This is a genomic window from Burkholderia cepacia complex sp. TUM26381 (assembly GCF_057439935.1).
On sequence record NZ_CM172006.1, the window covers coordinates 2,081,105 to 2,107,470 of the forward strand.

The 26,366-nt window shown below is 67.0% G+C and carries 28 protein-coding genes; 9 read left to right on the forward strand and 19 right to left on the reverse strand.

Annotated elements, in window-relative coordinates:
• Positions 1–10: 10 nt before the first annotated feature.
• From ACWMMN_RS09720 to ACWMMN_RS09760, 9 genes are all read right to left on the reverse strand, one after another.
• Positions 11–637 (reverse strand): DUF47 domain-containing protein, encoded by a 627-nt coding sequence (locus ACWMMN_RS09720; protein ID WP_034188683.1) that lies wholly within the window; start codon positions 635–637, stop codon positions 11–13.
• 138 nt (positions 638–775) lie between these two features.
• Positions 776–3,196, reverse strand: coding sequence for a replicative DNA helicase (gene dnaB / locus ACWMMN_RS09725; RefSeq protein WP_059233969.1), 2,421 nt, complete (start codon positions 3,194–3,196; stop codon positions 776–778).
• 139 nt (positions 3,197–3,335) lie between these two features.
• Positions 3,336–3,788: a 50S ribosomal protein L9 gene (gene rplI / locus ACWMMN_RS09730; protein WP_059233968.1), complete on the reverse strand. Its 453-nt coding sequence runs from the start codon at positions 3,786–3,788 to the stop codon at positions 3,336–3,338.
• Between the two features lie 27 nt (positions 3,789–3,815).
• Positions 3,816–4,091: a 30S ribosomal protein S18 gene (rpsR, locus tag ACWMMN_RS09735; protein WP_006486248.1), complete on the reverse strand. Its 276-nt coding sequence runs from the start codon at positions 4,089–4,091 to the stop codon at positions 3,816–3,818.
• Positions 4,092–4,095: 4 nt separating this feature from the next.
• Positions 4,096–4,395, reverse strand: a complete 300-nt coding sequence (gene priB / locus ACWMMN_RS09740; protein WP_034188684.1) for a primosomal replication protein N — start codon at positions 4,393–4,395, stop codon at positions 4,096–4,098.
• 40 nt (positions 4,396–4,435) lie between these two features.
• Positions 4,436–4,810 carry a 30S ribosomal protein S6 gene (rpsF, locus tag ACWMMN_RS09745; protein WP_004193673.1) on the reverse strand — a complete coding sequence of 125 codons (375 nt, stop codon included), beginning with the start codon at positions 4,808–4,810 and terminating at the stop codon, positions 4,436–4,438.
• 243 nt (positions 4,811–5,053) lie between these two features.
• Positions 5,054–5,950: an anti-sigma factor family protein gene (locus ACWMMN_RS09750; protein ID WP_059233967.1), complete on the reverse strand. Its 897-nt coding sequence runs from the start codon at positions 5,948–5,950 to the stop codon at positions 5,054–5,056.
• Entirely contained in the window at positions 5,940–6,581 is a 642-nt protein-coding gene (locus ACWMMN_RS09755) for an RNA polymerase sigma factor (protein WP_059233966.1), read from the reverse strand. Before ACWMMN_RS09755 ends, ACWMMN_RS09750 begins: the two co-directional genes overlap by 11 nt.
• Before the next feature lie 161 nt (positions 6,582–6,742).
• Complete coding sequence (locus tag ACWMMN_RS09760; RefSeq protein ID WP_059233965.1) at positions 6,743–7,654, reverse strand: LysR family transcriptional regulator; 912 nt, start codon at positions 7,652–7,654, stop codon at positions 6,743–6,745.
• 171 nt (positions 7,655–7,825) lie between these two features.
• On the opposite strand from ACWMMN_RS09760, the gene gcl reads away from it, so the two are divergent.
• The 4 genes from gcl (at position 7,826) to lysM (ending at position 12,319) form a co-directional block, all read left to right on the forward strand.
• Positions 7,826–9,601 (forward strand): glyoxylate carboligase, encoded by a 1,776-nt coding sequence (gcl, locus tag ACWMMN_RS09765; RefSeq protein ID WP_059233964.1) that lies wholly within the window; start codon positions 7,826–7,828, stop codon positions 9,599–9,601.
• 43 nt (positions 9,602–9,644) lie between these two features.
• Positions 9,645–10,454, forward strand: coding sequence for a hydroxypyruvate isomerase (gene hyi, locus ACWMMN_RS09770; RefSeq protein WP_011657073.1), 810 nt, complete (start codon positions 9,645–9,647; stop codon positions 10,452–10,454).
• A 41-nt stretch (positions 10,455–10,495) separates the two neighbouring features.
• The gene (locus ACWMMN_RS09775) at positions 10,496–11,389 is read left to right on the forward strand and encodes a 2-hydroxy-3-oxopropionate reductase (RefSeq protein WP_059233963.1); all 894 of its coding nucleotides are present in this window, start codon (positions 10,496–10,498) and stop codon (positions 11,387–11,389) included.
• A gap of 459 nt (positions 11,390–11,848) precedes the next feature.
• A complete protein-coding gene (gene lysM, locus ACWMMN_RS09780; RefSeq protein WP_059233962.1) occupies positions 11,849–12,319 on the forward strand; it encodes a peptidoglycan-binding protein LysM in 471 nt (156 codons plus the stop codon).
• Positions 12,320–12,405: 86 nt separating this feature from the next.
• Here lysM and ACWMMN_RS09785 read toward each other — a convergent pair whose 3' ends face one another.
• Entirely contained in the window at positions 12,406–13,428 is a 1,023-nt protein-coding gene (locus tag ACWMMN_RS09785) for an asparaginase (RefSeq protein ID WP_256084989.1), read from the reverse strand.
• A 271-nt stretch (positions 13,429–13,699) separates the two neighbouring features.
• Between ACWMMN_RS09785 and ACWMMN_RS09790 the strand changes: the two genes are divergently transcribed.
• From ACWMMN_RS09790 to ACWMMN_RS09800, 3 genes are all read left to right on the forward strand, one after another.
• Positions 13,700–13,990, forward strand: coding sequence for a PsiF family protein (locus ACWMMN_RS09790; protein ID WP_059233960.1), 291 nt, complete (start codon positions 13,700–13,702; stop codon positions 13,988–13,990).
• A gap of 258 nt (positions 13,991–14,248) precedes the next feature.
• On the forward strand, positions 14,249–14,698 hold the full coding sequence (locus tag ACWMMN_RS09795; protein WP_050013249.1) for a hypothetical protein: 450 nt from the start codon (positions 14,249–14,251) through the stop codon (positions 14,696–14,698).
• A 247-nt stretch (positions 14,699–14,945) separates the two neighbouring features.
• A complete protein-coding gene (locus ACWMMN_RS09800; RefSeq protein WP_059233959.1) occupies positions 14,946–15,533 on the forward strand; it encodes a BPSL1445 family SYLF domain-containing lipoprotein in 588 nt (195 codons plus the stop codon).
• A 105-nt stretch (positions 15,534–15,638) separates the two neighbouring features.
• Here ACWMMN_RS09800 and ACWMMN_RS09805 read toward each other — a convergent pair whose 3' ends face one another.
• The 9 genes from ACWMMN_RS09805 to mltG form a co-directional block, all read right to left on the reverse strand.
• Complete coding sequence (locus ACWMMN_RS09805; RefSeq protein ID WP_059233958.1) at positions 15,639–16,703, reverse strand: glycosyltransferase family 4 protein; 1,065 nt, start codon at positions 16,701–16,703, stop codon at positions 15,639–15,641.
• A gap of 302 nt (positions 16,704–17,005) precedes the next feature.
• Complete coding sequence (locus ACWMMN_RS09810) at positions 17,006–18,181, reverse strand: AAA family ATPase (protein ID WP_342702306.1); 1,176 nt, start codon at positions 18,179–18,181, stop codon at positions 17,006–17,008.
• Between the two features lie 37 nt (positions 18,182–18,218).
• Complete coding sequence (locus tag ACWMMN_RS09815; RefSeq protein WP_256084992.1) at positions 18,219–19,391, reverse strand: mechanosensitive ion channel family protein; 1,173 nt, start codon at positions 19,389–19,391, stop codon at positions 18,219–18,221.
• 89 nt (positions 19,392–19,480) lie between these two features.
• A complete protein-coding gene (locus tag ACWMMN_RS09820) occupies positions 19,481–19,837 on the reverse strand; it encodes a Rap1a/Tai family immunity protein (RefSeq protein ID WP_006485939.1) in 357 nt (118 codons plus the stop codon).
• A 120-nt stretch (positions 19,838–19,957) separates the two neighbouring features.
• A complete protein-coding gene (locus tag ACWMMN_RS09825; protein WP_059233955.1) occupies positions 19,958–20,668 on the reverse strand; it encodes an ankyrin repeat domain-containing protein in 711 nt (236 codons plus the stop codon).
• Between the two features lie 45 nt (positions 20,669–20,713).
• A complete protein-coding gene (locus tag ACWMMN_RS09830) occupies positions 20,714–21,493 on the reverse strand; it encodes a TatD family hydrolase (RefSeq protein WP_059233954.1) in 780 nt (259 codons plus the stop codon).
• A 141-nt stretch (positions 21,494–21,634) separates the two neighbouring features.
• A complete protein-coding gene (locus ACWMMN_RS09835; protein WP_059233953.1) occupies positions 21,635–22,663 on the reverse strand; it encodes a DNA polymerase III subunit delta' in 1,029 nt (342 codons plus the stop codon).
• 19 nt (positions 22,664–22,682) lie between these two features.
• On the reverse strand, positions 22,683–23,303 hold the full coding sequence (tmk, locus tag ACWMMN_RS09840; RefSeq protein WP_059233952.1) for a dTMP kinase: 621 nt from the start codon (positions 23,301–23,303) through the stop codon (positions 22,683–22,685).
• The gene (mltG, locus tag ACWMMN_RS09845; RefSeq protein WP_059233951.1) at positions 23,303–24,322 is read right to left on the reverse strand and encodes an endolytic transglycosylase MltG; all 1,020 of its coding nucleotides are present in this window, start codon (positions 24,320–24,322) and stop codon (positions 23,303–23,305) included. The genes tmk and mltG overlap by 1 nt, the downstream gene beginning before the upstream one ends.
• A gap of 77 nt (positions 24,323–24,399) precedes the next feature.
• Between mltG and ygfZ the strand changes: the two genes are divergently transcribed.
• Both ygfZ and ACWMMN_RS09855 read left to right on the forward strand, forming a co-directional pair.
• Entirely contained in the window at positions 24,400–25,434 is a 1,035-nt protein-coding gene (gene ygfZ, locus ACWMMN_RS09850) for a CAF17-like 4Fe-4S cluster assembly/insertion protein YgfZ (protein WP_059233950.1), read from the forward strand.
• A gap of 76 nt (positions 25,435–25,510) precedes the next feature.
• Positions 25,511–26,356 carry an NRDE family protein gene (locus ACWMMN_RS09855; RefSeq protein WP_174992989.1) on the forward strand — a complete coding sequence of 282 codons (846 nt, stop codon included), beginning with the start codon at positions 25,511–25,513 and terminating at the stop codon, positions 26,354–26,356.
• Positions 26,357–26,366: the final 10 nt, after the last annotated feature.

A 26,366-nucleotide genomic window follows, 5' to 3' on the forward strand; every position in this document is an offset into this window, starting at 1 on the left:
CGTGGTCCGCTCAGGCGTTTTCCAGCACGATGCCTTCGATGATGTTCGCGACGTCCTCGCACTTGTCGGTGATCTCTTCGAGCAACTCGTAGATCGCCTTCAGCTTGATGAGCGTCTTCACGTCGTCTTCCTCGCGGAACAGCTTCGACATCGCTGCGCGCAGCACGCGATCGGCCTCCGACTCCCAGCGGTCGATCTCCTCGCACTGCTTGAGGATCTGTGCCGACTGCTTCATGTCGGACAGCAACCCGACCGCCTGCTGCACATGCTGGGCCGACTGCGTGACGATATGCGCGAGCTGGCTCGCCTCGGACGTGACGGAGCGCACGTCGTACAGCGACACGGCCGTTGCGACGTCTTCCATCAGGTCGAGGATGTCGTCCATCGTCGTGATCAGCTTGTGGATCTCGTCGCGATCGAGCGGCGTGATGAAAGTCTTGTGCAGCAGATCGATCGCCTCGTGCGTGAGCTTGTCGGCGGCCTTCTCGGCGGTCTGCACGTTTTGCTTGTGAATCTCGGCGTCGGCGAGATTGTCGATCAGCAGTTCGAGCTCGCGGCCACCGGAAACGATGTGCTTCGCGTGCGCGTTGAAGAGTTCAAAGAACTTGCCCTCGGTGGGCATGAATCGACCGAACATGGGATTCCTGAGAGATTGTCAAACTACTGTCACGAAAACGGGCGACATTGTACCGGTTTCGGTCGTGACGCGACGCGCGCACATGCGCGCGCCGGGATTGGATACAACGTTTGGCGATTTAGGACTTTACAATCGGCCTTACTCGCCGTAGAACGTCTGCGCCCCTGCAAAATTATCGAACTTCGTGTATTGCCCCAGGAACGTGAGCCGAACGGGGCCGATCGGACCGTTACGCTGCTTGCCGATGATGATTTCGGCCGTGCCCTTGTCGGGGCTGTCCGGATTGTAAACTTCGTCGCGGTAAATGAACAGGATCACGTCAGCATCCTGTTCGATTGCGCCTGATTCGCGCAAATCGGACATCACCGGGCGCTTGTTCGGGCGCTGTTCGAGGCCGCGGTTCAGCTGCGACAGCGCGATCACCGGCACGTCGAGCTCCTTCGCGAGGCTCTTCAGCGATCGCGAGATTTCCGAAATTTCGGTCGCGCGGTTCTCGCCCTGCGACGAACCCGACATCAGCTGCAGGTAGTCGACGATGATCAGGCCGAGCTTGCCGCATTGCCGCGCAAGACGCCGAGCGCGCGAGCGCAGTTCCATCGGGTTCAAACCGCCCGTCTCGTCGATGAAGAGCTGCGCCTCGCTCATCTTCTGCACCGCGTGCGTCAGTTTCGGCCAGTCCTCGTCCGTCAGGCGACCCGTCCGCATCCGGTGCTGGTCGAGCCGGCCGATCGAGCCGAGCATACGCATCACAAGCTGGGTGCCCGGCATTTCCATCGAGAACACGGCGACCGGCAACCCATACTCGACCGCGACGTATTCGCCGATGTTCATCGAGAACGCAGTGTTGTGGGTCACGACGTAATCGTCGGTCACGTACAGCCGCGACGGATGCGAGACCGAAATGCATTGCGTCGCTGTCCGGCGCGTCGGCTCGATGCCGGTGATAACCGGCATCTTCCGGCGCGTACGCCCGCCCGTGAGCCGCTCGCGCTTGCCCTCGAACAGGAACAGGCTCTGCGGATCCGGATGACTGATCGTGCAAATGTAGGCCGTCGCGCCGGCCGTGCGTTCGCCGTCGACCGTAAAGCTGGTCGCCTTTTCGGTTATCTGGCACCACGCGCCGATCGAACGTGCCAGTTCGCACACATCGTTCGCCAACTGCGCACTGGCGGTCGAATAGCGCACCGTGCCCCACGACTCGACCCAGCCGTCGGCATCGAGCAGTCCACGCAGCAGGTCGAGTCGGGCATCCTTGTCCGCATCGAGGTAAATGCGCGGGATGAATTTGTCGTAGCTCGTCTTCCCCCACACACCGAGCTGCTCGAGCGCAGCTTTGAGCGGGTTGACGGAAGGTCGGGCCTCTGCCGTCGATGGCCGACGCTTAATGCGCCAGTCGTACTGACCCGCATATTCGAGTTCGAGCGACGCGTCGACGCGCGTACGCATCCGGTTCAATGTTTCCTCGGCCTTCACGCTGAAACGCACGGCGGTACCGCCGAGCGCACCGTCACCCAGTAGCGCGCCGAGTACCCACGGATCGACCGGCAGCGCGTCGCGATGACCGAACTCACCGCTCGGCATGTCGACCCACAACCGGTTCCGGTACCGCTCGCGCGTCAGCAACGTGCGGATCTCCGCCGTCGACAGCACGCGCGGCTTCTCCCACTCGCGGAAATGGACGCACCAAAGGTGCTCGTCGCAGCATTCGGCCGAGCGACCATCGGAAAAGCGAACCCGATACACCTGGCGCTCGCCTTGCGGGAAGATGCCCGTCACGACCGACGAGCCGCCGTCGACAGAAGCAAGCGCATCGCCGACCGCCAGCTCGCCCATCCGCTTCCATCCCGCCAGTGTCCTGACGCGTGCATCGAGCGGCTGCGCCTTACCCATCGACGGACGCCCTGCGACGATGATCAGTTCGCCGCCATGCATCCCGGACGTCATCCGGTCGAGGTCGACGAAGCCCGTCGGCGTGCCCGTGACGTCGCTCGGGTTCGCGGTGTGGTACAGCGTGTCGATACGCTCGACGACCTGCGTGAGCAGCGGACCGATCTCGAGGAAGCCCTGGTTGCCGCGCGCGCCGTCTTCCGCGATCGAGAACACCTTCGATTCGGCTTCGTCGAGCAGCTGGCGGACTTCCTTGCCCTGCGGGTTGAATGCGTCGGCCGAGATTTCGTCGGCGACCGACACGAGCCGGCGCAGCACCGCACGGTCGCGCACGATTTCCGCATAGCGGCGGATGTTCGCGGCGCTCGGCGTGTTCTGCGCGAGGGCGTTCAGGTACGCGAGCCCGCCGACGTCGTCGGCCTTGCCGGACGTGGTCAGCGCTTCGTACACGGTCACGACGTCGGCCGGGCGCGTCGACGCGATCAGGCGGCCGATGTGCTCGTAGATGATCCGGTGGTCGTAGCGGTAGAAATCGCCCTGCGACAGGAAGTCGGCAATCCGGTCCCAGGCCGCGTTGTCGAGCAACAGCCCGCCGAGCACCGATTGCTCGGCTTCGACCGAATGCGGCGGGACTTTCAGCGATTCGATTTGAGGATCTTGCGGCGCGTTCATGGGTTGGGATTATCGCGAATTACACAGGACGACGCCATACCGGCCGCCAGCGATCGGACAATAAAAAAGGCAGGCCCCGGTTGCCCGGGCGCCTGCCCTTGTCCGGACGACGGAAGCCGCCCGGAAAGCTTGCGTACGCTTACGCGTGGTCGCCGATCACGTTGATCGTGACGTCGACGACGACGTCCGTGTGCAGCGCGACCTGGACGTTGTGCTCGCCGATCATCTTCAGCGGGCCTTCCGGCATGCGAACTTGCAGCTTCTCGACTTCGTAGCCTGCCTTCTTCAGCAGTTCTGCGACGTCGCCGTTCGTGACCGAGCCGAACAGACGGCCGTCAACGCCCGACTTCTGCGTGACTTCGAACGACTGGCCGTTCAGCTTCTCGCCGACTGCCTGCGATGCCGCCAGCTTTTCAGCGGCGATCTTTTCGAGTTCAGCGCGGCGCACTTCGAATTCGGCGATCGCTTCCTTCGTTGCACGGCGAGCCTTGCGGTTCGGGATCAGGAAGTTGCGAGCGTAACCGTCCTTGACCTTGACGATATCGCCGAGGTTGCCCAGATTGGCGACTTTTTCCAACAGAATGATTTGCATTCGAATTCTCCTTATTGCGTCGCCTGATTACGCCTTGTGCTGATCGGTGTACGGCAGCAGCGCGAGGAAACGCGCACGCTTGATGGCCGTATCCAGCTGACGCTGATAGTGCGCCTTCGTACCCGTCAGACGAGCCGGCGTGATCTTGCCGTTTTCGCCGATGAAGTCCTTCAGCGTTTCCGTGTCCTTGTAGTCGATCTGCTCGACGCCTGCAGCCGTGAAACGGCAGAACTTCTTGCGCTTGAAGAGCGGGTTTTGTTGCTGACGACGCTTGTCGAATTTCTTACCAGTCGGGCGGGGCATGATTTCAGTCCTTTCCAATGTCCTGCAATGCTGTGATGTGAAACACCAAGGTTCTCGCGTTACGGCTTTTCTTGGCCAGGAAGCCCGTGAACAGCGTTTCGACGCCCATTTCACGACTTTCCAGCCTGCCGCTCGCCTCACCGGCCGCCACTGCCTCAATCGTCATTTCGACCTGGCGGGGGATGCCTGCTTCGACGACTTCCGTGCGGTGCTGCAATGTGGCGCTAGCAATCGGAACACCTGCCGGCGTATATCGCACCGGTGCGCGTTCGACGACGCTCGCCGTCAATTGCAACCTGTTCACGAGAGTGACGCGCTCCTTGATGGCTTAATGAATGACGAACTTAAGCCTGCGCTTCGGTCGGCTGAGCTGCAGCCGCCTTCTTGGCTTCTTCGCGCTGAACTTCCTTCATCATCGGCGACGGGCCGGTTTCGGCCTTCTTCATCTTGACGATGAGGTGACGCAGCACGGCGTCGTTGAACTTGAACGCGTGTTCGAGTTCGTCGAGCGTCGTCTGGTCGCACTCGATGTTCATGCAGACGTAGTGAGCCTTCGCGAGTTTCTCGATCATGTAGGCCAGCTGGCGACGGCCCCAGTCTTCGACACGGTGGATCTGGCCGCCGTGCGACGTGATCGTGGACTTGTAGCGCTCGATCATCGCGGGCACTTGCTCGCTTTGATCCGGGTGCACGATGAAGACGATTTCGTAATGACGCATTACACACTCCTTGTGGATTAAAGCCACCCGGGCGTCTGAACCGGTGTGGCAAGTGAGAAGCCGAAGATTCTAACCCGGTTACGGGGCGCATGCAAGGCCAATCAACGATTGCCGCGCGGATTCGGCCATGTTTTCAACGACTTGAACGGGCGAGCCGGTGCACGCGGCCGCCCGTCGGTTCGTTTTATCGGGGTCTGAAGGTAGTCGGCCGGACACGCACCGGGCGCAACAGGTGTCGCGCCGTCACTCGCTGCGCGTGCCGGAGAGCCGCGTGTCGAGCGCAGCCTTGAACGCCGTGAGCGCCGACGGCTCGGCGTCCGTCACGGCCCACCACGTCATCCCGGCCGCGTCCCAGCGGTCGAGCGAATAACCCTGCGACACGGTCGTGTACGGTGCCGCGGGCCCTTCCCCGGCCGGCCGCACGTACACGTCGATCACGTGCTGCCGGTAGCGGTAGACGAGCACCGCGACACGGCGCCGCCCGACGTAGTCGAGCCGGCCGCCGACCAGCGCGAAGCCGTTCGCCGCGAGATCCTCGACCGGCGGCGCATAGTCGAGCCGGCCGTTGAACCAGGGCTTGACCGTGTGCCGGTCGGTCGAGATCACGTCGATGTCGCGCGCCGACAGGTCGGCCCGCACGTGGCTCGAGACGAGTTCGTCGACCGTGCGGTCGGTGTCCGCGTGGCGCGCGGACAACGTCATCCCGCCCGCCGCCGCGAGCGCCACCAGCAGCGCGACGCCCCAGCCGAGCCCGGGCAATGCCGCGGCGCGCGGCCCGCCGCCGGCCACGGCCGGCCGTGTCGACCCGCCCCGCCCCGCCAGCCAGGGAAACCAGCCGCGGCTGCGCGGCCGCGGCTTCGGCTGCGCTTGACGCTCGGGCGGCGGCTCTGCCCGCGCCGGCTCGCGAACGGGCGCGTCGGCCGCTGCCGGCAGGCTCGCCAGGATGCTCGCCCGCAGCGCATCCGGCGCACGGTGATAATCGGCCTGCCGCACGGCCTGCACCAGCGTGACGATCCGCGCGCGTTCGCGGCGGCACGCGTCGCACCCTTCGACATGCTGCTGGACCCGCAACGCATCGGGCGCCGACAGCTCGCGGTCGACGTCCGCGTCCAGCAACGCTCGCGCTTCGTTACAGTCCATCGATAGCCTCCGATGCGGTTCCGCCGGCCGGCGTACGGCCCGGCCTGCCTTCGGGCGCCGGTGCCGGCGCGCCGCCCAGCAGCGCGGCGAGCTTGCGCCGGCCGCGCGCGAGCCGCGACATCACCGTGCCGACCGGCACGTCCGCGATCGCCGCGATCTCGCGGTAACTCAGGTCCTCCATCTCGCGCAGCACGAGCACCTCGCGGTATTCGGGCGGCAGCTTCGCGAGCGCCGCGTTCACGAGCCGCACGTTCTCGCCGCGCAGCAAGTGCGCCAGCGGATCCTCCGTCGCCGGCTGCCAGTCGTCGGGCACGTCGGTGTCGTCGAGCGTATCGGGCAGCGCGACCTCGTGCGCATGCGTGCGACGCCGCCACTCCGTGTACCAGGTATGGCGCACGATCGTCAGCAGCCACGGCCGCGCGTTGTCGCCGCGACACGAATCGACGAAGCGCAGCGCGCGCATGCACGCGTCCTGAACGACGTCGTCCGCGTCGCCGGCGTTGCCGCTCAGCCAGCGCGCGAGGTTATACGCGGCGTCGAGATGCGGCAGCACGAGCGCGCGAAACCGCTCGCCGCGCGCAACCGCATCGTCTGCCGCCCGTTCATCGACCGCCTGTCCGGCTTGCCCCACATGGCCTCCCTGGTCCCGGCGGCCGATGCCGCGCCCGTTCCGCGCACGGCGCCCGGACAGACCGGCAACGTGCACGCTCGATGACCATACCGTTGCTGCGTCGAGTTTATTCCCGCGCCGGGCGCAAGAAGCGTAAAAAAATGGCCGGGCGCCCGCCCCCGTTACGGCGTGGTGCTCCAGTAGCCGGGGCGCGCATACGCGGCGCGCAGGTAGTCGATGAAATAGCGCACGCGCGCCGGCACGTAGCGCTGCTGCGGGTAGACCGCGAGGATGTCGTAGTCGGGCAGCGCGTATTCGTCGAGCACGGTCTCGAGCTCGCCCGTCTCGAGCTGCGCGGCGATTTCCCACGTCGAGCGCCAGCCGAGCCCGAGCCCCTCGGCCACCCAGCGGTGCAGCAGCTCGCCGTCGTTGCAGTCGAGGTTGCCGGCCACGCGCATCGTCGCGATCTTGCCGTGGCGCTGGAAATACCAGCCGCGGTTCTGCCCGCCCTGCAGGTTGAACGCGAGGCAGTTGTGCTTCAGCAGGTCGTCGAGCGACTTCGGCCGGCCGTGCCGGCGGAAATAGTCGGGCGTGCCGCACACGACGCGCCGGTTCGACGCGAGCTTCACCGCGACGAAGTTCGGATCGACGGCGCCGCCGATCCGGATCGACAGGTCGTAGCCCTCGCGCACGAGATCGACGACGCGGTCGGTCAGGTTGAACGACAGCTGCATCTCGGGCTTGTCGACCAGAAAGCCGGGCGCGTGCGGCGCGACGTGCTTGCGCCCGAACGCGGCCGGCGCCGACACGATCAGGTGCCCGCTGACCGCGCGCCGCCCGGCGGCCAGCTCGTTCTCGGCCTGGTCCCATTCGGACAGCAACCCGCGGCAGCGCTCGAGGAACGCGGCGCCCTCCTCGCTGACCACCAGCCGCCGCGTCGAGCGGTACATCAGCTTCACGCCGAGGCGCTTCTCGAGCGCGTCGATGCGCCGCCCGAGCACCACCGGCGACACGCCCTCCTCGAGCGCCGCCGCCGCGAGGCTGCCGGCATCGGCCACCCGCACGAACGTCTCGATCTGCTTGAAGCGATCCATCTCCTGTCTCCGTCTCTGTTCCGGCCCCGGCGGGAGGCCCGTCCGGCCGTCATTCCATACTTTTAGTTTCGAAATAAGCGACTCGGGCTGATCTTATCAAACCTTTCCTGCAACCCTAAAGTGTCCCCAACAGACCCATTCGCAAGATCCGCCACATTCAAGGAGACATTCATGGCCAAGATGAGAGCCGTCGACGCAGCAGTGCTCGTGCTCGAGAAAGAAGGCATCCAGACCGCGTTCGGCGTGCCGGGCGCAGCAATCAACCCGTTCTACTCCGCCATGCGCAAGTCGGGTGGCATCAGCCACGTGCTGGCCCGCCACGTCGAAGGCGCGTCGCACATGGCCGAAGGCTTCACGCGTGCGGCACCGGGCAACATCGGCGTGTGCATCGGCACGTCGGGCCCCGCCGGCACCGACATGATCACCGGTCTCTACTCCGCTTCCGCCGACTCGATTCCCATCCTCGCGATCACGGGCCAGGCGCCGCGTGCACGCCTGTACAAGGAAGACTTCCAGGCCGTCGACATCGAGTCGATCGCGAAGCCGGTCACGAAGTGGGCCGTCACCGTGCGCGAACCGGCGCTCGTGCCGCGCGTGTTCCAGCAGGCATTCCACCTGATGCGCTCGGGCCGTCCGGGCCCGGTGCTGGTCGACCTGCCGATCGACGTGCAGCTCGCCGAAATCGAATTCGACATCGACACGTATGAACCGCTGCCGGTCTACAAGCCCGCGGCCACCCGCGCGCAGATCGAGAAAGCGATCACGATGCTCAACGATGCGGACAAGCCGCTGATCGTGTCGGGCGGCGGCGTGCTCAACGCGGCAGCCGAAGACCTGCTCGTCCAGTTCGCCGAAACGATCGGCGTGCCGGTGATCCCGACGCTGATGTCGTGGGGCGCGATTCCGGACGATCACCCGCTGATGGCCGGCATGGTCGGCCTGCAGACGTCGCACCGCTACGGCAATGCCACGATGCTCGCGTCCGACTTCGTGCTCGGCATCGGCAACCGCTGGGCGAACCGCCACACGGGCAGCGTCGAGGTCTACACGAAGGGCCGCAAGTTCGTGCACGTCGACATCGAGCCGACGCAGATCGGCCGCGTGTTCGGTCCGGACCTCGGCATCGTGTCCGACGCGAAGGCCGCACTCGAGCTGTTCGTTGCGGTCGCACAGGAATGGAAGGCCGCCGGCAAGCTGAAGGACCGCAGCGCATGGGTCTCGGAATGCCAGGAACGCAAGCGCACGCTGCAGCGCAAGACGCACTTCGACAACGTGCCGGTCAAGCCGCAGCGCGTGTACGAAGAGATGAACAAGGTGTTCGGCCGCGATACGTGCTACGTCAGCACGATCGGGCTGTCGCAGATCGCCGCCGCGCAGTTCCTGCACGTGTTCAAGGCACGCAACTGGATCAACTGCGGCCAGGCCGGCCCGCTCGGCTGGACGATCCCCGCCGCGCTCGGCGTGCGTGCTGCCGACCCGAGCCGCCCGATCGTCGCGCTGTCCGGCGACTACGACTTCCAGTTCATGATCGAGGAACTGGCAGCCGGCGCGCAATTCAAGCTGCCGTACGTGCACGTCGTCGTGAACAACTCGTACCTCGGGCTGATCCGTCAGGCGCAGCGCGCGTTCGATATGGACTACTGCGTGCAGCTCGCGTTCGACAACGTGAACGCACCGGAACTGAACGGGTACGGCGTCGATCACGTGGCCGTCGCGGAAGGTCTCGGCTGCAAGGCGCTGCGCGTGTTCAAGCCGGAAGAGATCGAGCCGGCACTGCGCCAGGCACAAACGCTCGCGGAAGAGTTCAGCGTGCCGGTGGTCGTCGAAGTGATCCTCGAACGCGTGACGAACATCTCGATGGGCACCGAAATCGACGCGATCAACGAATTCGAAGACCTCGCCGAAAAGGCCGAACACGCACCGACCGCGATCTCGATGCTCGACTGAACCGCACGACATTTTTGACTGACCGACCGAAGAGGCTTAGCTCATGCCGAAGTTTGCTGCAAACCTGACCATGCTGTTCAACGAAGTGCCGTTCCTCGACCGCTTCAAGGCGGCCGCCGACGCGGGCTTCGACGCCGTCGAGTTCCTGTTCCCGTATCCGTACGCGAAAGAGGAACTCGCCGAGCGGCTCGAGACGCATCGCCTGCGCCTCGTGCTGCACAACCTGCCCGCCGGCAACTGGGATCAGGGCGAACGCGGCATCGCGTGCCTGCCCGATCGCGTCGGCGAATTCCAGGAAGGTGTCGGCCGTGCGATCGAGTACGCGAAGGCACTGAAGGTGCCGCAGCTGAACTGCCTCGTCGGTATTCCGTCGGCCAGCACGGCGCGCGACAAGACGTTCGTCACGATCGTCGACAACCTGCGCTTTGCGGCCGACGCGCTGAAGCGCGAAGGCATCCGCCTGCTCGTCGAGCCGTGCAACAGCTTCGACATCCCGGGCTTCGCGCTGAACCGCTCGTCGGAAGGGCTCGACGTGATCCGCGCGGTCGGCTCGGACAACCTGTTCCTGCAGTACGACATCTATCACATGCAACGCATGGAAGGCGAACTGGCCGCGACGATCGAACGCAACCTCGCATCGATCGGCCACGTCCAGCTCGCGGACAACCCGGGCCGTAACGAGCCGGGCACGGGCGAGATCAACTACGCGTTCCTGTTCGCGCTGCTCGACCGGCTCGGCTATGCCGGCTACGTCGGCTGCGAGTACAAGCCCCGTACCACCACGACGGAAGGCCTCGGCTGGCTGCAAAGCGTCGCCGGCTGCGCACCGGGCTCCGCGCGTCGCGCCGCCTGAGAAGCGCCCTTCCCGTTATCAGCCCTATAGGAGACTTTCACATGGCAACCATCGGTTTCATCGGCCTCGGCATCATGGGCGCGCACATGGCGCGCAACCTGCTCAAGGGCGACCACCAGCTCGTCGTGAACGGCGCGTTCCCGATTCCGGACGACCTGCGCACGAGCGCGAAGGTCGTCGCCAACTCGACCGAAGTCGCGAAGAACGCCGACGTCATCGTCGTGATGGTGCCGGACACGCCGGACGTGCGTAACGTGCTGTTCGCCGACGACGGCGTCGCGAAGGGCCTGACAGCCGGCAAGCTCGTGATCGACATGAGCTCGATCTCGCCGCTCGACACGCAGGAATTCGCAAAGCAGATCAACGCACTCGGCTGCGACTACCTCGACGCGCCGGTGTCCGGCGGCGAAGTCGGCGCACGCGAAGCGTCGCTGACGATCATGGTCGGCGGCCCGGAGCAGGCCTTCGAGCGTGCGAAGCCGCTGTTCGAGAAGATGGGCAAGAACATCACGCTCGTCGGCGACAACGGCGCGGGCCAGACCTGCAAGGTCGCGAACCAGATCATCGTCGCGCTGAACATCGAAGCGGTCGGCGAAGCACTGCTGTTCGCCGCACGCTCGGGCGCCGATCCGGAACGCGTTCGCCAGGCGCTGATGGGCGGCTTCGCCGCGTCGCGCATCCTCGAAGTGCACGGCGCGCGGATGACGAAGCGCACGTTCGACCCGGGCTTCCGGATCGAGCTGCACCAGAAGGACCTGAACCTCGCGCTCGACGGCGCACGCAAGCTCGGCCTCGCCCTGCCGCACACGGCAAGCGCGCAGCAGCTGTTCAGCGTGTGCGCATCGCACGGCGGCAAGGCATGGGATCACTCGGCACTCGTGCGCGCGCTCGAGATCATGTCGAACTTCGAAATCGGCCAGACGCCGGCCGCGTAACGCGACTGCCGCAACGCGCGTTTCCGCTGCAATGGCGGAGGCGCGCGACAGACACGCGCGACCCGGCCGCGGCCGGGCGCATCGATGCGCGAATAGGCGCGCATCACGGTGGGGCGCCCCGCCCTGCATCGCCAACGGCATGCGGGACGGGGCGAAAAACGCCGCTCTGGGCTGAGAGCGGCGTGGTGGGGTCCGCAGCGGCACCCGGCGGCGCCGGGGAAGCCTTGGTCGGTCAGACGTCGTCGTCGGGTGTCCGCCTGTCGGATTTCGCGTATTACATTTCTTTACGTTCAAGCGTGCGATTTTTCATGCAATCGTCGCGCTGAACGCCTACACTTTCGCCACGCCTTTCGAGAAAACCGCCGCGCTTGCGTGCACCTCCGGTGACCGCGCCCAGCGCGGTGTTTTTTTCGCCACTTCACGGCGCGTTTTCTTTTCAACCACCTAGGGAGTGCAGCGATGGGTCTTCTTTCGTTTATCAAAGAGGCGGGTGAAAAACTGCTGGGTCATGCCGACGCGCAAGCGGCGGAAGATCCGAATGCCGCGAATCAAACCGCGGCCGACGCGATCAAGAATTACATCAGCACGCAAGGGCTCGACACGTCGAACCTGACCGTCGCGTTCGACGGCGCATCGCGCACCGTCACGCTGTCGGGCAGCGTCGCCGATCTCGACACGAAGGCGAAGGTCAAGGTCGCGGCCGGCAACGTGCAGGGGGTCGCGGGCGTCAACGACGACGATCTGCAGCCGGACGATCCGGAAGTGCAGTATCACGACGTGAAGTCCGGGGATACGCTGTCGGCGATCGCCAAGGAAGTGTATGGCGACGCGAACAAGTACCCGGTGATCTTCGAAGCGAACAAGCCGATGCTGTCGAGCCCGGACCGGATCTACCCGGGCCAGAAGCTCGTGATTCCGCCGCAGTCCTGAGCATTCCGCCGGACTGACGCAAAAAAGGCAGGCCGCAGGCCTGCCTTTTTTCATGGGCGACGCGCCGCCCGCCCGGTGCGCCCCGGTTACAGCGTATCGAACGCGCGCTGCAGCGCGTCGCGATCGTGAATGCCGTTCGCGAGCGCGAGCATCAGCAGCACGCGCGCCTTGAACGGATTCAGCGAGCCCGCGCTGACGAAACCGAGCGCGTCGTCGTTCGCGGCGCCGTTGCGCATCACATGCCCCGATCCGACGCGCGACGCGCGGACCACGGCCACACCCGCATTCGCTGCATCGGCGAGCGCCGCCTGCAGCGTCGCATGGATCGACCCGTTTCCAGTGCCGGCGACGACGAGGCCGCGCACGCCGGCAGCAACCAGCGCATCGACGGCCGTGCGCGTCACGCCCGCATAGCTTGCGACGACTTCGACCGGCGGCCAGGCCGCGGCGATCGCCAGCTGCGTGTCGCGCGTACGCGTCGCGCGGCGCGCGAATTCGACCCGGCCGTCCTGCACCCAGCCGAGCGCGCCGAGTTCCGGCGACTGGAAGGCGTCGACGGCATAGGTGCTCGTCTTCACGACATCGCGCGCGCCATGGATCCGGTTGTTGAACGCGATCAGCACGCCCTGCCCGCGCGCGGCCGGATGCGCGGCCACCGTCACGGCGTTCAGCAGGTTCAGCGGGCCGTCGGACGACAGCGCGGTCGCCGGCCGCATCGCAGCCGTCAGCACGACCGGCTTGTCGCCTTTCACGACCAGATGCAGCGCGTACGCGGTTTCCTCGAGCGTATCGGTGCCGTGCGTGATCACGATCCCGTCCACCGACGGATCGGCCATCAGCGCGTCGATCCGCGCGGCCAGCGTGTTCCACAGCGGCAGCGCGAGATCCTTGCTGTCGATGCTGGCGACCTGCTCGGCGTCGATGCGCGCGACCGATGTGAGCGCCGGCACCGCGTCGACCAGGAAATTGACGCCGAGCGCGCCGGCCTGGTAGCCGGCCGTGCTGGCCGCGTCGGGTGCGGCGCCGGCGATCGTGCCGCCGGTGGCGAGCACGGCGATGCGCGGCAGCCCCGCCGCGGACGAAGGAGATGCGGAATTCGGAGTATTCATGGCCGCGATTGTAATGGCTCGTGGCCGGGATCCGGCAGGTTCCGGCCCGGCAGCCGGTGCCGGCGGCCGCACGTCATGGTTTGTCCCGATCGCCCGGCCGCGCGCGCCGTCAACGGCCGTGGCGTCCGCAACGTTATAGGAAGTGCCGTTTTGGTGTTTTCACATTGATTTGCCATAATCGGAGCGCACGGTGCGATGCGGCCCTATCCGCAACGCCGCGTGCTTCGTGACGGCGTCGATAACACGCAATTCACCCCATGGGAGTGTCGAAATGAAAATCCAATCGCTCGTAGCCGCAGTGCTTCTCGGCGGCATGCTGGCTTCCCCCGCATTCGCGGCGAACAGCCAGCAGGACAAGATGAAGGCCTGTAACACCCAGGCAACCGGCAAGACGGGCGACGAACGCAAGGCGTTCATGAAGGACTGCCTGTCGGCGAAGCCCGCGAAGGCGATGACGCAGCAGGAAAAGATGAAGGCGTGCAACACGCAGGCCACCGGCAAGAAGGGCGACGACCGCAAGGCGTTCATGAAGAGCTGCCTGAGCAATCAGCCGGCCGCCTGAGTTCCGGCGCTCCCGTCTCGAATGCCGCGCACCGCTTCGGCGGGCGCGGCATTTTCGTTTTCGTTGCACGCGCATCGACGCACCCGTTTCCAGCCGGCTTCACCCCTTCCCGCCCCGCTTTTCCGGCCCGCCGCCACATGGTGCGGCAATTCGCCGCGTTTTCTTCTATGATGGCTGCAACGCGGCCCACCCAAGTACAAGAAGCGCCATCGGGCCGCCCTCGAGACGGACGCGCACGCGCGTCAAACGGAGGCTTGGATGGCATGGAGACAACACCGCTGGTTCCGCCGCTGGCTGATCGTGATCGTGTTCTGGGCCGTGCCCGTCGCGATCGTCGCCGTGCGCGAGATCCGCGAGGAAATGGCCTACAACAAGGCGGACCTGCAGCTCGCGCTGACCACCTGGCAGCTCACCGATGCGCAGCAGGCCGCCGGCGCGGCCGCGAAGTGCCACGGGGATCCTGACGAGGCGCGCGCGGCCGGCTGCCCGGCCGACGTGCTCGCCGCCAACGCGCCGCGCCAGCAGGCGGCCCGCGACGAATACGTGGTGCGCCGCAATACGCTCGCCGGTTACCTGTGGCACGCGTTCGTCGGCTACTGGGTCGTCCCGGCTGCGTTCCTGTTCGCGTGCGGCGTCGTGATCGCGCTGATCCGCCGTGCGCTGCGCCGCCCGCCGATCAAGCCGCCGGTCCCGCCCGTCACGCACTGACGTGCGCCGCACGCACCCGTCGCCCTCCCGATTCACCGTTAAGTGCCCCGCGCGCCGACCACGCGCGGGGCGCGCCCCGCACGCGCCAGCGTCGCTTCGTCCGTTGGCGCGCCGCGACACCCCCAAGCGATTTGACGCTTTTTCATGACCTGACGAAAAGAGGCTGTAATCCGCTGTGATATAACTGCCGACGTGATCCGCTCCATGAGCGAGACTCACTCCGAACGTCATCCGATGGAGAAGAACGATGCAAAAACGGAATCTTGTGCTGAAAGCCGCCGCTGCGCTCATCGTCGGTAGCCTCGCGCTCACCGGTTGCACCACCACCCCGGACAAGCCGGACAACGCGGCAACCAACGCGTCGAAGCGCCAGTCGATCGACGCGAGCGTCGACGCCACGCTGTCGCGCATGTACTCCACGGTCAAGGGTTCACGCGAACTCGTCGCGAAATCGCGCGGCGTGCTGGTGTTCCCCGAAGTGATCCAGGCCGGCTTCATCGTCGGCGGCCAGTCCGGCAACGGCGCGCTGCGCGTCGGCGGCAGCACGGTCGGCTACTACAACACGTCGTCGCTGTCGGTCGGCCTGCAGGCCGGCGCGCAGTCGAAGGCGATCGTGTTCCTGTTCATGACGCAGGAAGCGCTCGACGAATTCCGCGGCTCGGACGGCTGGGCAGCCGGTGCCGGCGCATCGGTCGCGCTCGTGAAGATGGGCGCGAACGGCGCGGTCGACACGACCACGGCCACCGCGCCGGTCCAGGTCGTCGTACTGACGAACGCAGGCCTGATGGGCGACGTGTCGATCAACGGCACGAAGGTCACGAAGCTCAAGATCTGACGCTGACGCACCGCCCGTGCGCGCCGCGCGCGGGCCATGCGCAAACGGCGATGTCCTTGCGGGCATCGCCGTTTTTTCATCCGTCCGCGTGCTGCGTCAGGCCGTTCAGGTCGTCGAGTCGATCACCTTGAAGCGCGAGCGCTTCTGCGCGCGGATCACCGACTGGTAGACGTCGACGTACTGCTGCGCCATCCGGCGCGACGTGAAGCGCTCCTCGAAGCGCTGCCGCACGCGCGCACGCGGCAGCAGGTGCAGCCGGTTCACGGCAGCGACCGCGCTGATTTCATCCTCGACGATGAACCCCGACACGCCCTCGTCCAGCACTTCGGGCACCGCGCCGCGATTGAACGCGATCACCGGCGTGCCGCACGACATCGCCTCGATCATCACGAGGCCGAACGGCTCCGGCCAGTCGATCGGAAACAGCAGCGCATGCGCGCCCGACAGGAATTCGGCCTTCTGGTGATCGGCGATCTCGCCGATGTATTCGACGTGCGGCAACGCGAAGAGCGGCTTGATCTCGCGGTCGAAGTACTCCTGGTCGGCCGCGTCGATCTTCGCGGCGATCCGGATCGGCAACCCGCACTGGCGCGCGATGCGGATCGCGGTATCGACGCGCTTCTCCGGCGAGATACGGCCGAGGAACGCGAGATAGCGCGGCTCGACCGGCTGCGGCATGTACAGCGTATCGGGCAGTCCGTGATAGACGGTCGTCAGCCATTTCGCCTGCGGCAGCGGCTGGCGCTGCGAGTTCGAAATCGAGATCACCGGCGCCGTGTTGAACGTGTCGAACACCGGCTGCTGCTCGGGCAGGTCGAGCCGGCCGTGCAGCGTCGTCACGTAAGGCGTTTCCTGCCGGTTGAAGACCGAGAACGAGTAGTAGTCCATGTGGAAATGGAGCACGTCGAAATCCTTCGCGCGGCGCGCGACCGTCTCCATCAGCAGCATGTGCGGCGCGACGCGGTCGCGGATCGACGAATCGAGCCGCAGCGCGCGCGGCCAGACCGGCTCGAGCTTCGCCCGCGTCGTCGAGTCGCCGCTCGCGAACAGCGTCACATCATGGCCGAGCTCGACGAGCGCCTCGGTGATGTAGGACACGACGCGCTCGGTGCCGCCATACAGCTTCGGCGGCACGGATTCGGTCAGCGGGGCGATCTGCGCAATTCTCATGGTCCACGTCTCCTGTGTCCTGTCCGTTGCGGCGCAGCCGGCGGGCATCCATGCTTTCGCTTTCGCTTTCGCTTTCGCGCCCGCCCCGCGCCCGTGCCGCGCCGGCCGGCATGGCGCCAGCCAGATATCTCATTATTATTCGCGATCCCGATGCGCGGAACCGCCGGTCTTGCATTTTTTGGATGTTGTTACAGGCCGGATACATTCGGCCAGCCCGGCCCGGTGGCCCCGCATCGGGCGCAGCCGGGCCGATCCGGCCCCGCCAGGCGCCGATCTCCGCCGAACACGCGCCCTTCCCCCCGTCAACGCGACGGCCACTTCCAGGCCGGCAGGTCACGCGTATCGGCGTCGACGAGCGCGGTCGCACCGAGCTGCTTGTCGAGCACCAGCGATTCGCAGCCGGCCTCGCGCTCGAGCGTCGCGATGAGCCGCGCCGCGTGCGACACGACGAGTACCTGCGAGCGCTGCGCCGCCTGTGCGATCAGGCGGCCGAGCGCGGGCAGCAGATCGGGATGCAGGCTCGTCTCCGGTTCGTTCAGCACCATCAGCGCGGGCGGGCGCGGCGTCAGCAGCGCGGCCGCGAGCAGCAGGTAGCGCAGCGTGCCGTCGGACAGTTCGGCCGCCGCCAGCGGCCGCAGCAGCCCCGGCTGTCGCATCAGCACGTCGAAACGGCCGCGTCCGCCCGGATTGTCGATCTCGACCGACGCGCCGGGAAATGCGTCGTCGATCGCCGCATCGAGCGCCGCCGCGTCGCCGATTTCGCGGATCGTCTGCAGCGCGGCAGCCAGGTCGGCGCCATCGTCCGCGAGCACCGGCGTATGGGTGCCGATGTGCGACTGCCGCGCCGGCGCCTGCGCGTCGGTCCGGAAATGGTCGTAGAAGCGCCACGAGCGGATCCGCTCGCGCACCGCGATCATCTCGGGCGCACCGGTCGGATCGGCGAACTCGGTCATCATGCTGTCGAAGCTCGCGACCGGCTGCGGAATCGTCTGCCAGTCTCCCGACGCGGTGCGCGCACGGATCTGCGCGCCCTGCCGGTCGACCAGCAGCGTCGACGGGCGCAGCAGCGCGCCGCCCCAGATGCATTCGCGCTTGACCACCGGGTCGAGCGCGAACTGCGAATGGCTCGGCACCGGCAGGCCGAGATCGATCGAATAGCCGAAATCGTCGCACGCAAAGCCGAGCTTCAGGCTCACGGGCCCCTTGCGCACCGTGCCCGTGACCGGCGCCTCGCCGGCCAGCATCGCGCGCGAGAAGCGCTCGGGGCCGGCCCACAGCGTCGACGGCAACCCGCCTTCGCGGGCAAGCGACGGGATCACGCGGCCCTGCGCGGTGTCGGCGAGCAAGCGCAGCGCGCGATACACGCTCGACTTGCCGCTGCCGTTCGGCCCCGTGACGACGTTGAGCGCCGCGAGCGGCACGATCAGCTCGCGCAGCGAGCGGTAATTGGCGATGGCGAGCGTCTTCAGCGCAGTCATGGGAACGGGAAAAACGGAAAAAGGCACCGGGCCGCGCTTAGCGGCCTTCGGCGGCCTGCGGATCGGCTGCGGTATGGGCCGCCGTGCTGGCGGCGGGCGCCCGCGCATGCGGCCGTTCGGGATTCGGCGCGTCCGGCGCCGATTCATGCGGATACAGCTCCATCCGGCTGCGCGGCAGGCATTGCGGATAGCGGTCCTGCAGGTACGCGATCAACCCTTCGCGCACGCGGCAGCGCAAATCCCAGCACGACGGCGAATCGGCCGCGCTGACCAGCGCGCGCAACTGCATCGTGCGCTCGGTCGCGTCGGTCACCTGCAACACCTGCACACGGCCGTCCCACTCGGGCGCCGCATGGACGAGCCGCGCGAGCTCCTCGCGCAGCGGCGCGAGCGGCGTGCGGTAGTCGACCGACAGGTAGACGGTGCCGATGATCTCCGAGCTACTGCGCGTCCAGTTCGTGAACGGGTTCTCGATGATCCACTGCAGCGGCACGACGAGGCGCCGCTGGTCCCACAGCCGTACCGACACGAACGAGCCGGTGATTTCCTCGATGCGCCCCCACTCTCCCTGGATCACGACCACGTCGTCGAGCCGGATCGGCTGCGTGAGCGCGATCTGCAACCCGGCGATCAGGTTGCCGAGCACCGGCCGCGCGGCGATACCGGCAACCAGCCCCGCGACGCCGGCCGACGCCAGCAGGCTCGCGCCGACCTGGCGCACGTTCGGGAACGTCATCAGCGCCGCGCCGGTGCCGATGATCACGATCAGCACCATCACGGTCCGCACGAGCACCCTGGCCTGCGTATGGATGCGTCGCGCCTGCAGGTTGTCGGCCGTATCGATCGGATGGGCCTGGATGATCGCGTCGCCGACGCCGGCCGCGAGCCGCACCAGCAGCCACGTGAGCGACACGATCGAGCCGACCGCGGCCGCGGTGCGCATGCCGCGCACGAACGACATGCCGTCGTCCGCCTGGACCCACAGGAATTCGAGCGCCAGCAGTGCGATCACGACGAGCGACGGCTTGTCGATGTAGCGCAGGATCGCGCTCATCAGCGGATACGGCTGCGCGATGCGCTTGACGATGCGTGCGCCGAGACGGTGCACGACCGTGACGACCAGTATGACGATGACCGACACGGCCAGCGTGCCGAGCCACGAATGCAGCGGCGCATCGGCGATGCGCTGCAGTTCCTCGATTGAAATCATCGGCGCCCTTGGCTGATGAGGCGCGCGCGCCTCGTCCTGGATGCGTCGGCGACGTCCGGGCCGCGTACGTCCCCGGACACGGCGTCAGATCAGTTGCCGCTCCTGCACGGAAACGCCTTGCCGAGACCGAGCGACACCGCGGTGCTCGCGTTGTAGTCGGCCAGCTTCGGATTTTCCGCGATGTACTTGCGCACCGCGTCGGTCATCTGCTGCGCCCGGATGTCGGGCGGCAGGCAGAAATACTGGCCGACGCGCGGCCCCGTGGTGCCGCCGATCGCGTCGATCGTGTTGTAGACGCCGTCGGCGGCGCCTTCGATATAGGCCGCGCACGACGCCCGCGACTTGACGTCCGTCTTCGCGCACAGCCGGTCGAGATCCGCGCCCGTGAAAGCCGCCGCCGACAACGGTACGGCAAACGCCGCGGCACAAAACATTGCGCGCAACATGGTGTTCCTTATGTCAATGCGGCCCGAGACCGCCTGCTGCCTTGGCCGGCGCGGCGCCGGGCACCCTGCTCCGGCCGGAATCCGGCCGGGCGGGCGTACCGTCCGCCGCACCGAAAACCGTCATTTTGCACTCTTTTGCGCATCTGCCGGCGCCGATCCGCCGACGCGCTCCGTCCGCTTGCTCAGGATGTCGATCGCGTCCGGCGCCTTGTAGTGCTTCGCGAACTCGAGCGCGGTGATGCCGAGCTGGTTCTTCACCTGCGGATCGGCACCCTGGTCGAGCAGCAGGTTGACCGTCGATGCATGGTTGCCGCGCGCGGCCATCATCAGCGGGGTCGTGCCGTTCGGCGATGCGGTGTCGATGTACGCGTCGTGATCGAGCAGCAGCTTGACGACCGCGTCCTGGCCGTTGGTCGCCGCGTAGTGCAGCGGCGCCCAGCCCTTCTTGCTGACTTCCGCGCCCTTGTCGATCAGCAGCTTCGCGAGGGCGAGATCGCCGTTCAGCGACGCGAGCATCAGCGCGTTCTCGCCGGCCTTGTCTTCCTTCTCGAGGTCGACGTTCGGCGTCGTCGCGATCGCGGCCGCGACCTTGTCCGACTTCTCGCGAGCGGCGATCACCAGGATCGGGTCGCCGTTCGGCGCGAGCGTGTTCGGGTCGAGCTTGCCGCTCTTGAGCTGCTTGCCGATGTCGGCGATGTCGTCGAACTTGACGGCCTTGACGATCGCGTCGAGCGACTCGGCGTGCGCGCCGGCGGCGGCGAACAGGCCGCTCGCGACCAGCGCGGCGGCGGCGAGTGCACGTTTGGACAGATGATTGGTCGGCTTCGTCATTGTTGTGGGCTCCTTCCCTGGGTTGTATCGGCTGCGCGCACGTCGTTAGCGGGCGATCTTGAACAGCCGGAAAAAGTTCTGCGTCGTCGCATCGGCGAGCGCCTCGACGGCGATCCCGCGTTCGGATGCGATAAAGCGTCCGACATGGCTGACGTACGCAGGTTCATTCGGCTTGCCGCGATACGGCACCGGCGCGAGGTACGGCGAGTCGGTTTCGATCAGCAGCCGGTCGAGCGGCACGCGCCGCGCGACGTCCTGCACGTCGGTCGCACTCTTGAACGTGACGATGCCCGACAGCGAGATATGGAAGTTCTGTGCGAGCGCCTGCTCGGCGACGGACCACGGCTCGGTGAAGCAATGCATCACGCCGCCCGGCACGTCCGCACGCTCCTCGGCCATGATCCGCAACGTGTCTTCCGACGACGAACGCGTGTGGACGATCAGCGGCTTCATCGTCGCGGTCGCCGCGCGGATGTGCGTGCGAAAGCGTTCGCGCTGCCATTCCATGTCGGCGATCGAGCGGCCTTCGAGGCGGTAGTAGTCGAGGCCCGTCTCGCCGATCGCGACGACCTTCGGGTGCGCGGCCAGCTCGACGAGCTCCCCGAGCGTCGGCTCGCGCGCGTCCTCGTGATCGGGATGCACGCCGACCGACGCGTAGACGTTTTCGTGCGCGTCCGCGATCGCAAGCACGTCGGGCAGCGTCTCGAAATCGACCGACACGCACAGCGCGTGCGTGACGTCATGCTCGCGCATGTTCTCGAGAACGGCCGGCAGGCGGTCGGCCAGGCCCTTGAAATTGATGTGGCAGTGAGAGTCGACGAACATCGTGTTTCCTGAATACGTAAGACGGGCGCCCATGCGCTCGCCGGCATGCGGCAACGGGCGGCGTTCGCGGGCCGGCAAGCCCGGCGCGCGTCGCCATGCGATCCGCGCATCGTTTCCCAACCCGATGGAAACGATGCCGGATCAAGCAAACATTTCCCGATATCCGAGAAACAATTCCTCGAATACGAGCCGCGCGTTGAGCGGATGGTTCTCGACCGTCCGCTGCCGCGTCACGGCTTTCATGAAGCGCGCGAACGCGTTGGCATCGACCGATTCCGCGCAGCGCGCAAGGGCTGCCGCGTGCATCGGGAAGTAGCGCGGCGCGCCCGCCATCCGCTGCGCGAGCAGATCGTACAGCCAGCGCTGCAGCCAGCCGAGCACCAGCGGCACCGGCAGCTTCTGCAGCGTCTCGCCGCACGCGAACGGATCGCATGCCGCACCGGCCGCGAGCTGCCCGAGCGTGTAGTCGCGCAGCGGGCGGTTCTCGTCGCTCGCGAGCGCCAGCGCGGCGAGCGGCGCGCCGCCGGCTTCGGCAAGCAGCGCGCTCGCGTGGTCGACGCCCTGCGCTGCAAGCCATGCCTCGGCCGCGTCGGGCGCCGGCACCGTCATCGGCCACTGCCGGCAGCGGCTGATGATCGTCGGCAACAGGCGGTCGATGCGCGCCGACACGAGCAGGAACACGACGCCGGACGGCGGCTCCTCCAGCGTTTTCAGCAACGCGTTCGACGCGGCGACGTTGAGCGCCTCGGCCGGATACAGCACGACGACGCGCAAGCCGCCGCGATGCGAGCCGACCCCGCAGAAATCGAGCAGCGCGCGCACCTGCTCGATCTTGATTTCCTTGCTCGGCGCACGGGTCTTCTTGCCGCCTTCGTCCGCCTCGGCCGGCTTCGCGTCGTCCGCGGCGCCCGGCGCTTCGCCGGCCAGCGCCTCGGGCAGCACGATCCGGTAGTCCGGGTGGTTGCCCTGCGAGAACCAGTTGCAGGCCGCGCAGGTCCCGCACGGCTCGCCGTTCGGCTGCGGCGATTCGCACAGGAAACCCTGTGCGAGATGCTGCGCGAACTGCAGCTTGCCGATCCCGGCCTGACCGTGCAGCAGCAGCGCATGCGGCCATTGCGCGCGCAGTTGCTGCAGGCGGTTCCAGTCGTCGGTCTGCCACGGATAGATCATCTGGTGCGTTCCTTGCGGGTTACAGCGCGGCGAGCACGCGTTCGAGCTGCTGGCGGATCTCGGGAATCGACTGCGTCGCGTCGACGATCGCGAAACGGTGCGGCGCCTCTTCCGCGCGTCGCAGGTATTCGCCGCGCGTGCGGTTGAAAAACGCGTCGGATTCGCTTTCGAACTTGTCGGGCATGCGCGCGGCGCCGCGGCGCTCGCTCGCGATCTGCGGCGCGACGTCGAACAGCACCGTGAGGTCGGGCTGGAACCCGCCCTGCACCCAGCGCTCGAGCGTCTCGAGCTTGTCGCGCGGCAGCCCGCGGCCGCCGCCCTGGTACGCGAACGTCGCGTCGGTGAAGCGGTCGGACACGACCCAGTCGCCGCGCGCGAGCGCCGGCTCGATCACGAGCGCGAGGTGCTCGCGGCGCGCGGCGAACATCAGCAGCGCTTCCGTCTCGAGATCCATCGGCTGATTCAGCAGGATTTCGCGCAGTTTCTCGCCGAGCTGCGTGCCGCCCGGCTCGCGGGTGACGACGACCTGCCGTCCGGCGGCGGCCAGCTTGCCCTGGAGCCGTTCGCAGAACCATTGCAGGTGGGTGGTCTTCCCCGCCCCGTCGATGCCTTCGAACGTAATGAATTTACCGCTCGCCATTATTGACCTCGTATGTACTTGTCCACGGCCTTGTTGTGATCGCCCAGCGTGTCCGAGAACACGCTCGTACCGTCGCCCTTCGCGACGAAATAGAGCGCGCTCGTCGATGCCGGATTGATCGCCGCCTGCAGCGCGGCTACGCCCGGCAACGCGATCGGCGTCGGCGGCAAGCCGCGTCTTGTGTAGGTATTGTAAGGAGTGTCGGCCTGCAGATCGCGCTTACGCAGGCGGCCGTCGTACGCGTCGCCGAGCCCGTAGATCACCGACGGATCGGTCTGCAGCGGCATGCCGACGCGCAACCGGTTCACGAACACGGCCGCGACGAACGCGCGGTCGGCCGCGTGGCCCGTTTCCTTCTCGACGATCGACGCAATCGTCAGCGCTTCGTAAGGTGACTTGTACGGCAGCCCCGGTACGCGGGCGGCCCACGCCTCGTCGAGACGCGTCTGCATCAGGTGGTACGCGCGCCGGTAGATGTTCAGGTCGCTCGTGCCCTTGTCGAACAGGTAGGTATCGGGGAAGAACAGCCCCTCGCCGCTGCCGCGCTGCACGGCGCTGTCCGGTGCGCCGATCGCACGCAGCAGCTCGGCGTCGCTCATGCCGGCGGTCGAGTGCGCCAGGTCGGGGTTCGCATCGAGTTCCGCGCGCATCCGTTTGAAGGTCCAGCCTTCGATGACGGTCGCGACGTACTCGTTCACGTCGCCGCGCGCGATCTTCTGCAGCACCTCGTAAGGCGTGATGCCGGTCTTGAACTCGTAGTTGCCGGACTTGAGCCGGCTCGACAGCCCGAGCACGCGCGTCATCGCGACGAACCCGAACGGCTCGACCGGCACGCCGCCACGCTTGAGCTGCAGCGCGACGCTCTTCACGGTGCTGCGCGGCTTGATCGTGACGTCGAGCGATGCCGAGCCCAGCAGCAACGGCCGGGTCGCCCAGTAATACCCGCCGCCCGCGCCGGCAGCGGCCACAACGACGGCCAGCGCCACGATCGTCGCGGCGCATTTCTTCAGTAGGGACATGGAAACGTGACTCAGGTAAGACCCATATAATACTTGCTCGCCTCCGTCAAAGTCAGGGTTGACTGTTCCCTCATTCCATGAGCACACCGTTCGCTTCACCGGCTGCCCAGGCCGCATCTGCCTCGCTCCCCGTTTTCCCCCGCCCGTCCGCCGCCGATTTCGATGCCCCGGGCGCCTGCATGCCGCTGCCGCAGTTCGGCGTGATCGACGTGGCCGGCGACGACGCCGCGACGTTCCTGCACAGCCAGCTGACCAACGACATCGAGCATCTCGACGCCGCGAGCGCGCGGCTGTCCGGCTATTGCTCGCCGAAGGGGCGCCTCCTCGGCTCGTTCCTCACGTGGCGCGCCGGTCACGGCGTGCGCCTGCTCGTGTCGAAGGACGTGCAGCCGGCTGTGCAGAAGCGGCTGTCGATGTTCGTGCTGCGTGCGAAGGCGAAGCTCACCGACGCGAGCGACACGCTCGCGGTCGCCGGCTTCGCGGGTGACGTGCGCGACGCGCTGTCGGGCATCTTCGATGCGCTGCCGGACGGCGTGCACGTGAAGGTCGACGGCCCGGCCGGCGCGCTGATCCGCGTGCCCGACGCGGCCGGCCGCAAGCGTTATCTGTGGATCGGCCCGCGCGCGGAAGTCGAAGCGCGCCTCGCGGCGCTCGCCGGCACGCTGCCGGTGGTGTCGCCGGCCGTGTGGGACTGGCTCGACGTGCGCGCGGGCGAGCCGCGCATCACGCAGCCGGCCGTCGAGCAGTTCGTGCCGCAGATGGTCAACTTCGACGTGATCGGCGCCGTTAACTTCAGGAAGGGGTGCTACCCGGGCCAGGAAATCGTCGCACGCAGCCAGTACCGCGGCACGATCAAGCGCCGCACCGCGCTCGCGCACGTCGCCGGCGAGCTCGATACCGTGCATGCCGGCGTCGAGCTGTTCCACAGCGACGACCCGGGCCAGCCGTGCGGGATGATCGTCAACGCGGCGGCCGCGCCTGCGGGCGGCGTCGACGCGCTCGTCGAGATCAAGCTCGCCGCACTCGACAACGGCACGGTGCACCTCGGTTCGGCCGACGGCCCGGTGCTTGCATTCGACGCACTGCCGTACGCATGGCCGACGGAAGTGTGACGCACTGACAACCTGTTCGGGCGCCGGCTCGCGAGTCGCAGCCGGCGCCCGATGTTTCCTGCGAGAGATTCGCCCGATGTGTCTGATTGCCTTCGACTGGCAGCCCGATGCCGCCGCCGGTCCCGTCTTTACCCTCGCCGCCAACCGCGACGAGTTCTTTCGCCGGACGAGCGCGCCGCTTTCGTGGTGGGAGGATGTGCCGGGCGTACTGGCCGGCCGCGATCTCGAAGCGGGTGGCACGTGGCTCGGCGTCTCGCGCGACGGCCGCTTCGCCGCGCTGACGAATTTCCGTGCGCCGTTCGACATCCGCGCGGGCGCGCCGACCCGCGGCAAGCTCGTGTCCGACTTCCTCGGCGGCCCGTCCGTCGCCCCGCTCGACTATCTCGGGCAGCTTGCCGAGCATGCGGCCGTGTATAACGGCTTCAACCTGCTCGTCGGCGACTGGCGGCGGCGCGAACTTGCCTGGTTCTGCAACCGTGCGCCCGAAGGCGAAAACACGGTCGCCGCGCCCGTCGCGATCACGCCCGGCGTGCATGCGCTGTCGAATGCGCGGCTCGATACACCCTGGCCGAAAGTCGTGCGCAAGCGCGCGGAGCTCGGCACGCTGCTCACCGACAATCCGAGCCCGTCGCTCGACGAGCTGATCGCGCTGATGCGCGACCCGCATGTCGCGGACGACGACGCGCTGCCGCACACCGGCATCCCGATCGAGCGCGAACGCGCGCTGTCGGCCGCGTTCATCGAGACGCCCGAATACGGCACGCGCGGCACGACCGCGCTGCGCGTCACGATGAAGGAAGGCGTGCGGCTGACGGTCGAGATCAAGGAGCGCTGCGACGACGACGGTTCGCACCGCACCGTCCGCCCGGGTTCGTTCGAGCGCGCGTTCACGTTCGACCTCGACGCGACGCCGCCGCGCTGAACGCACGCAC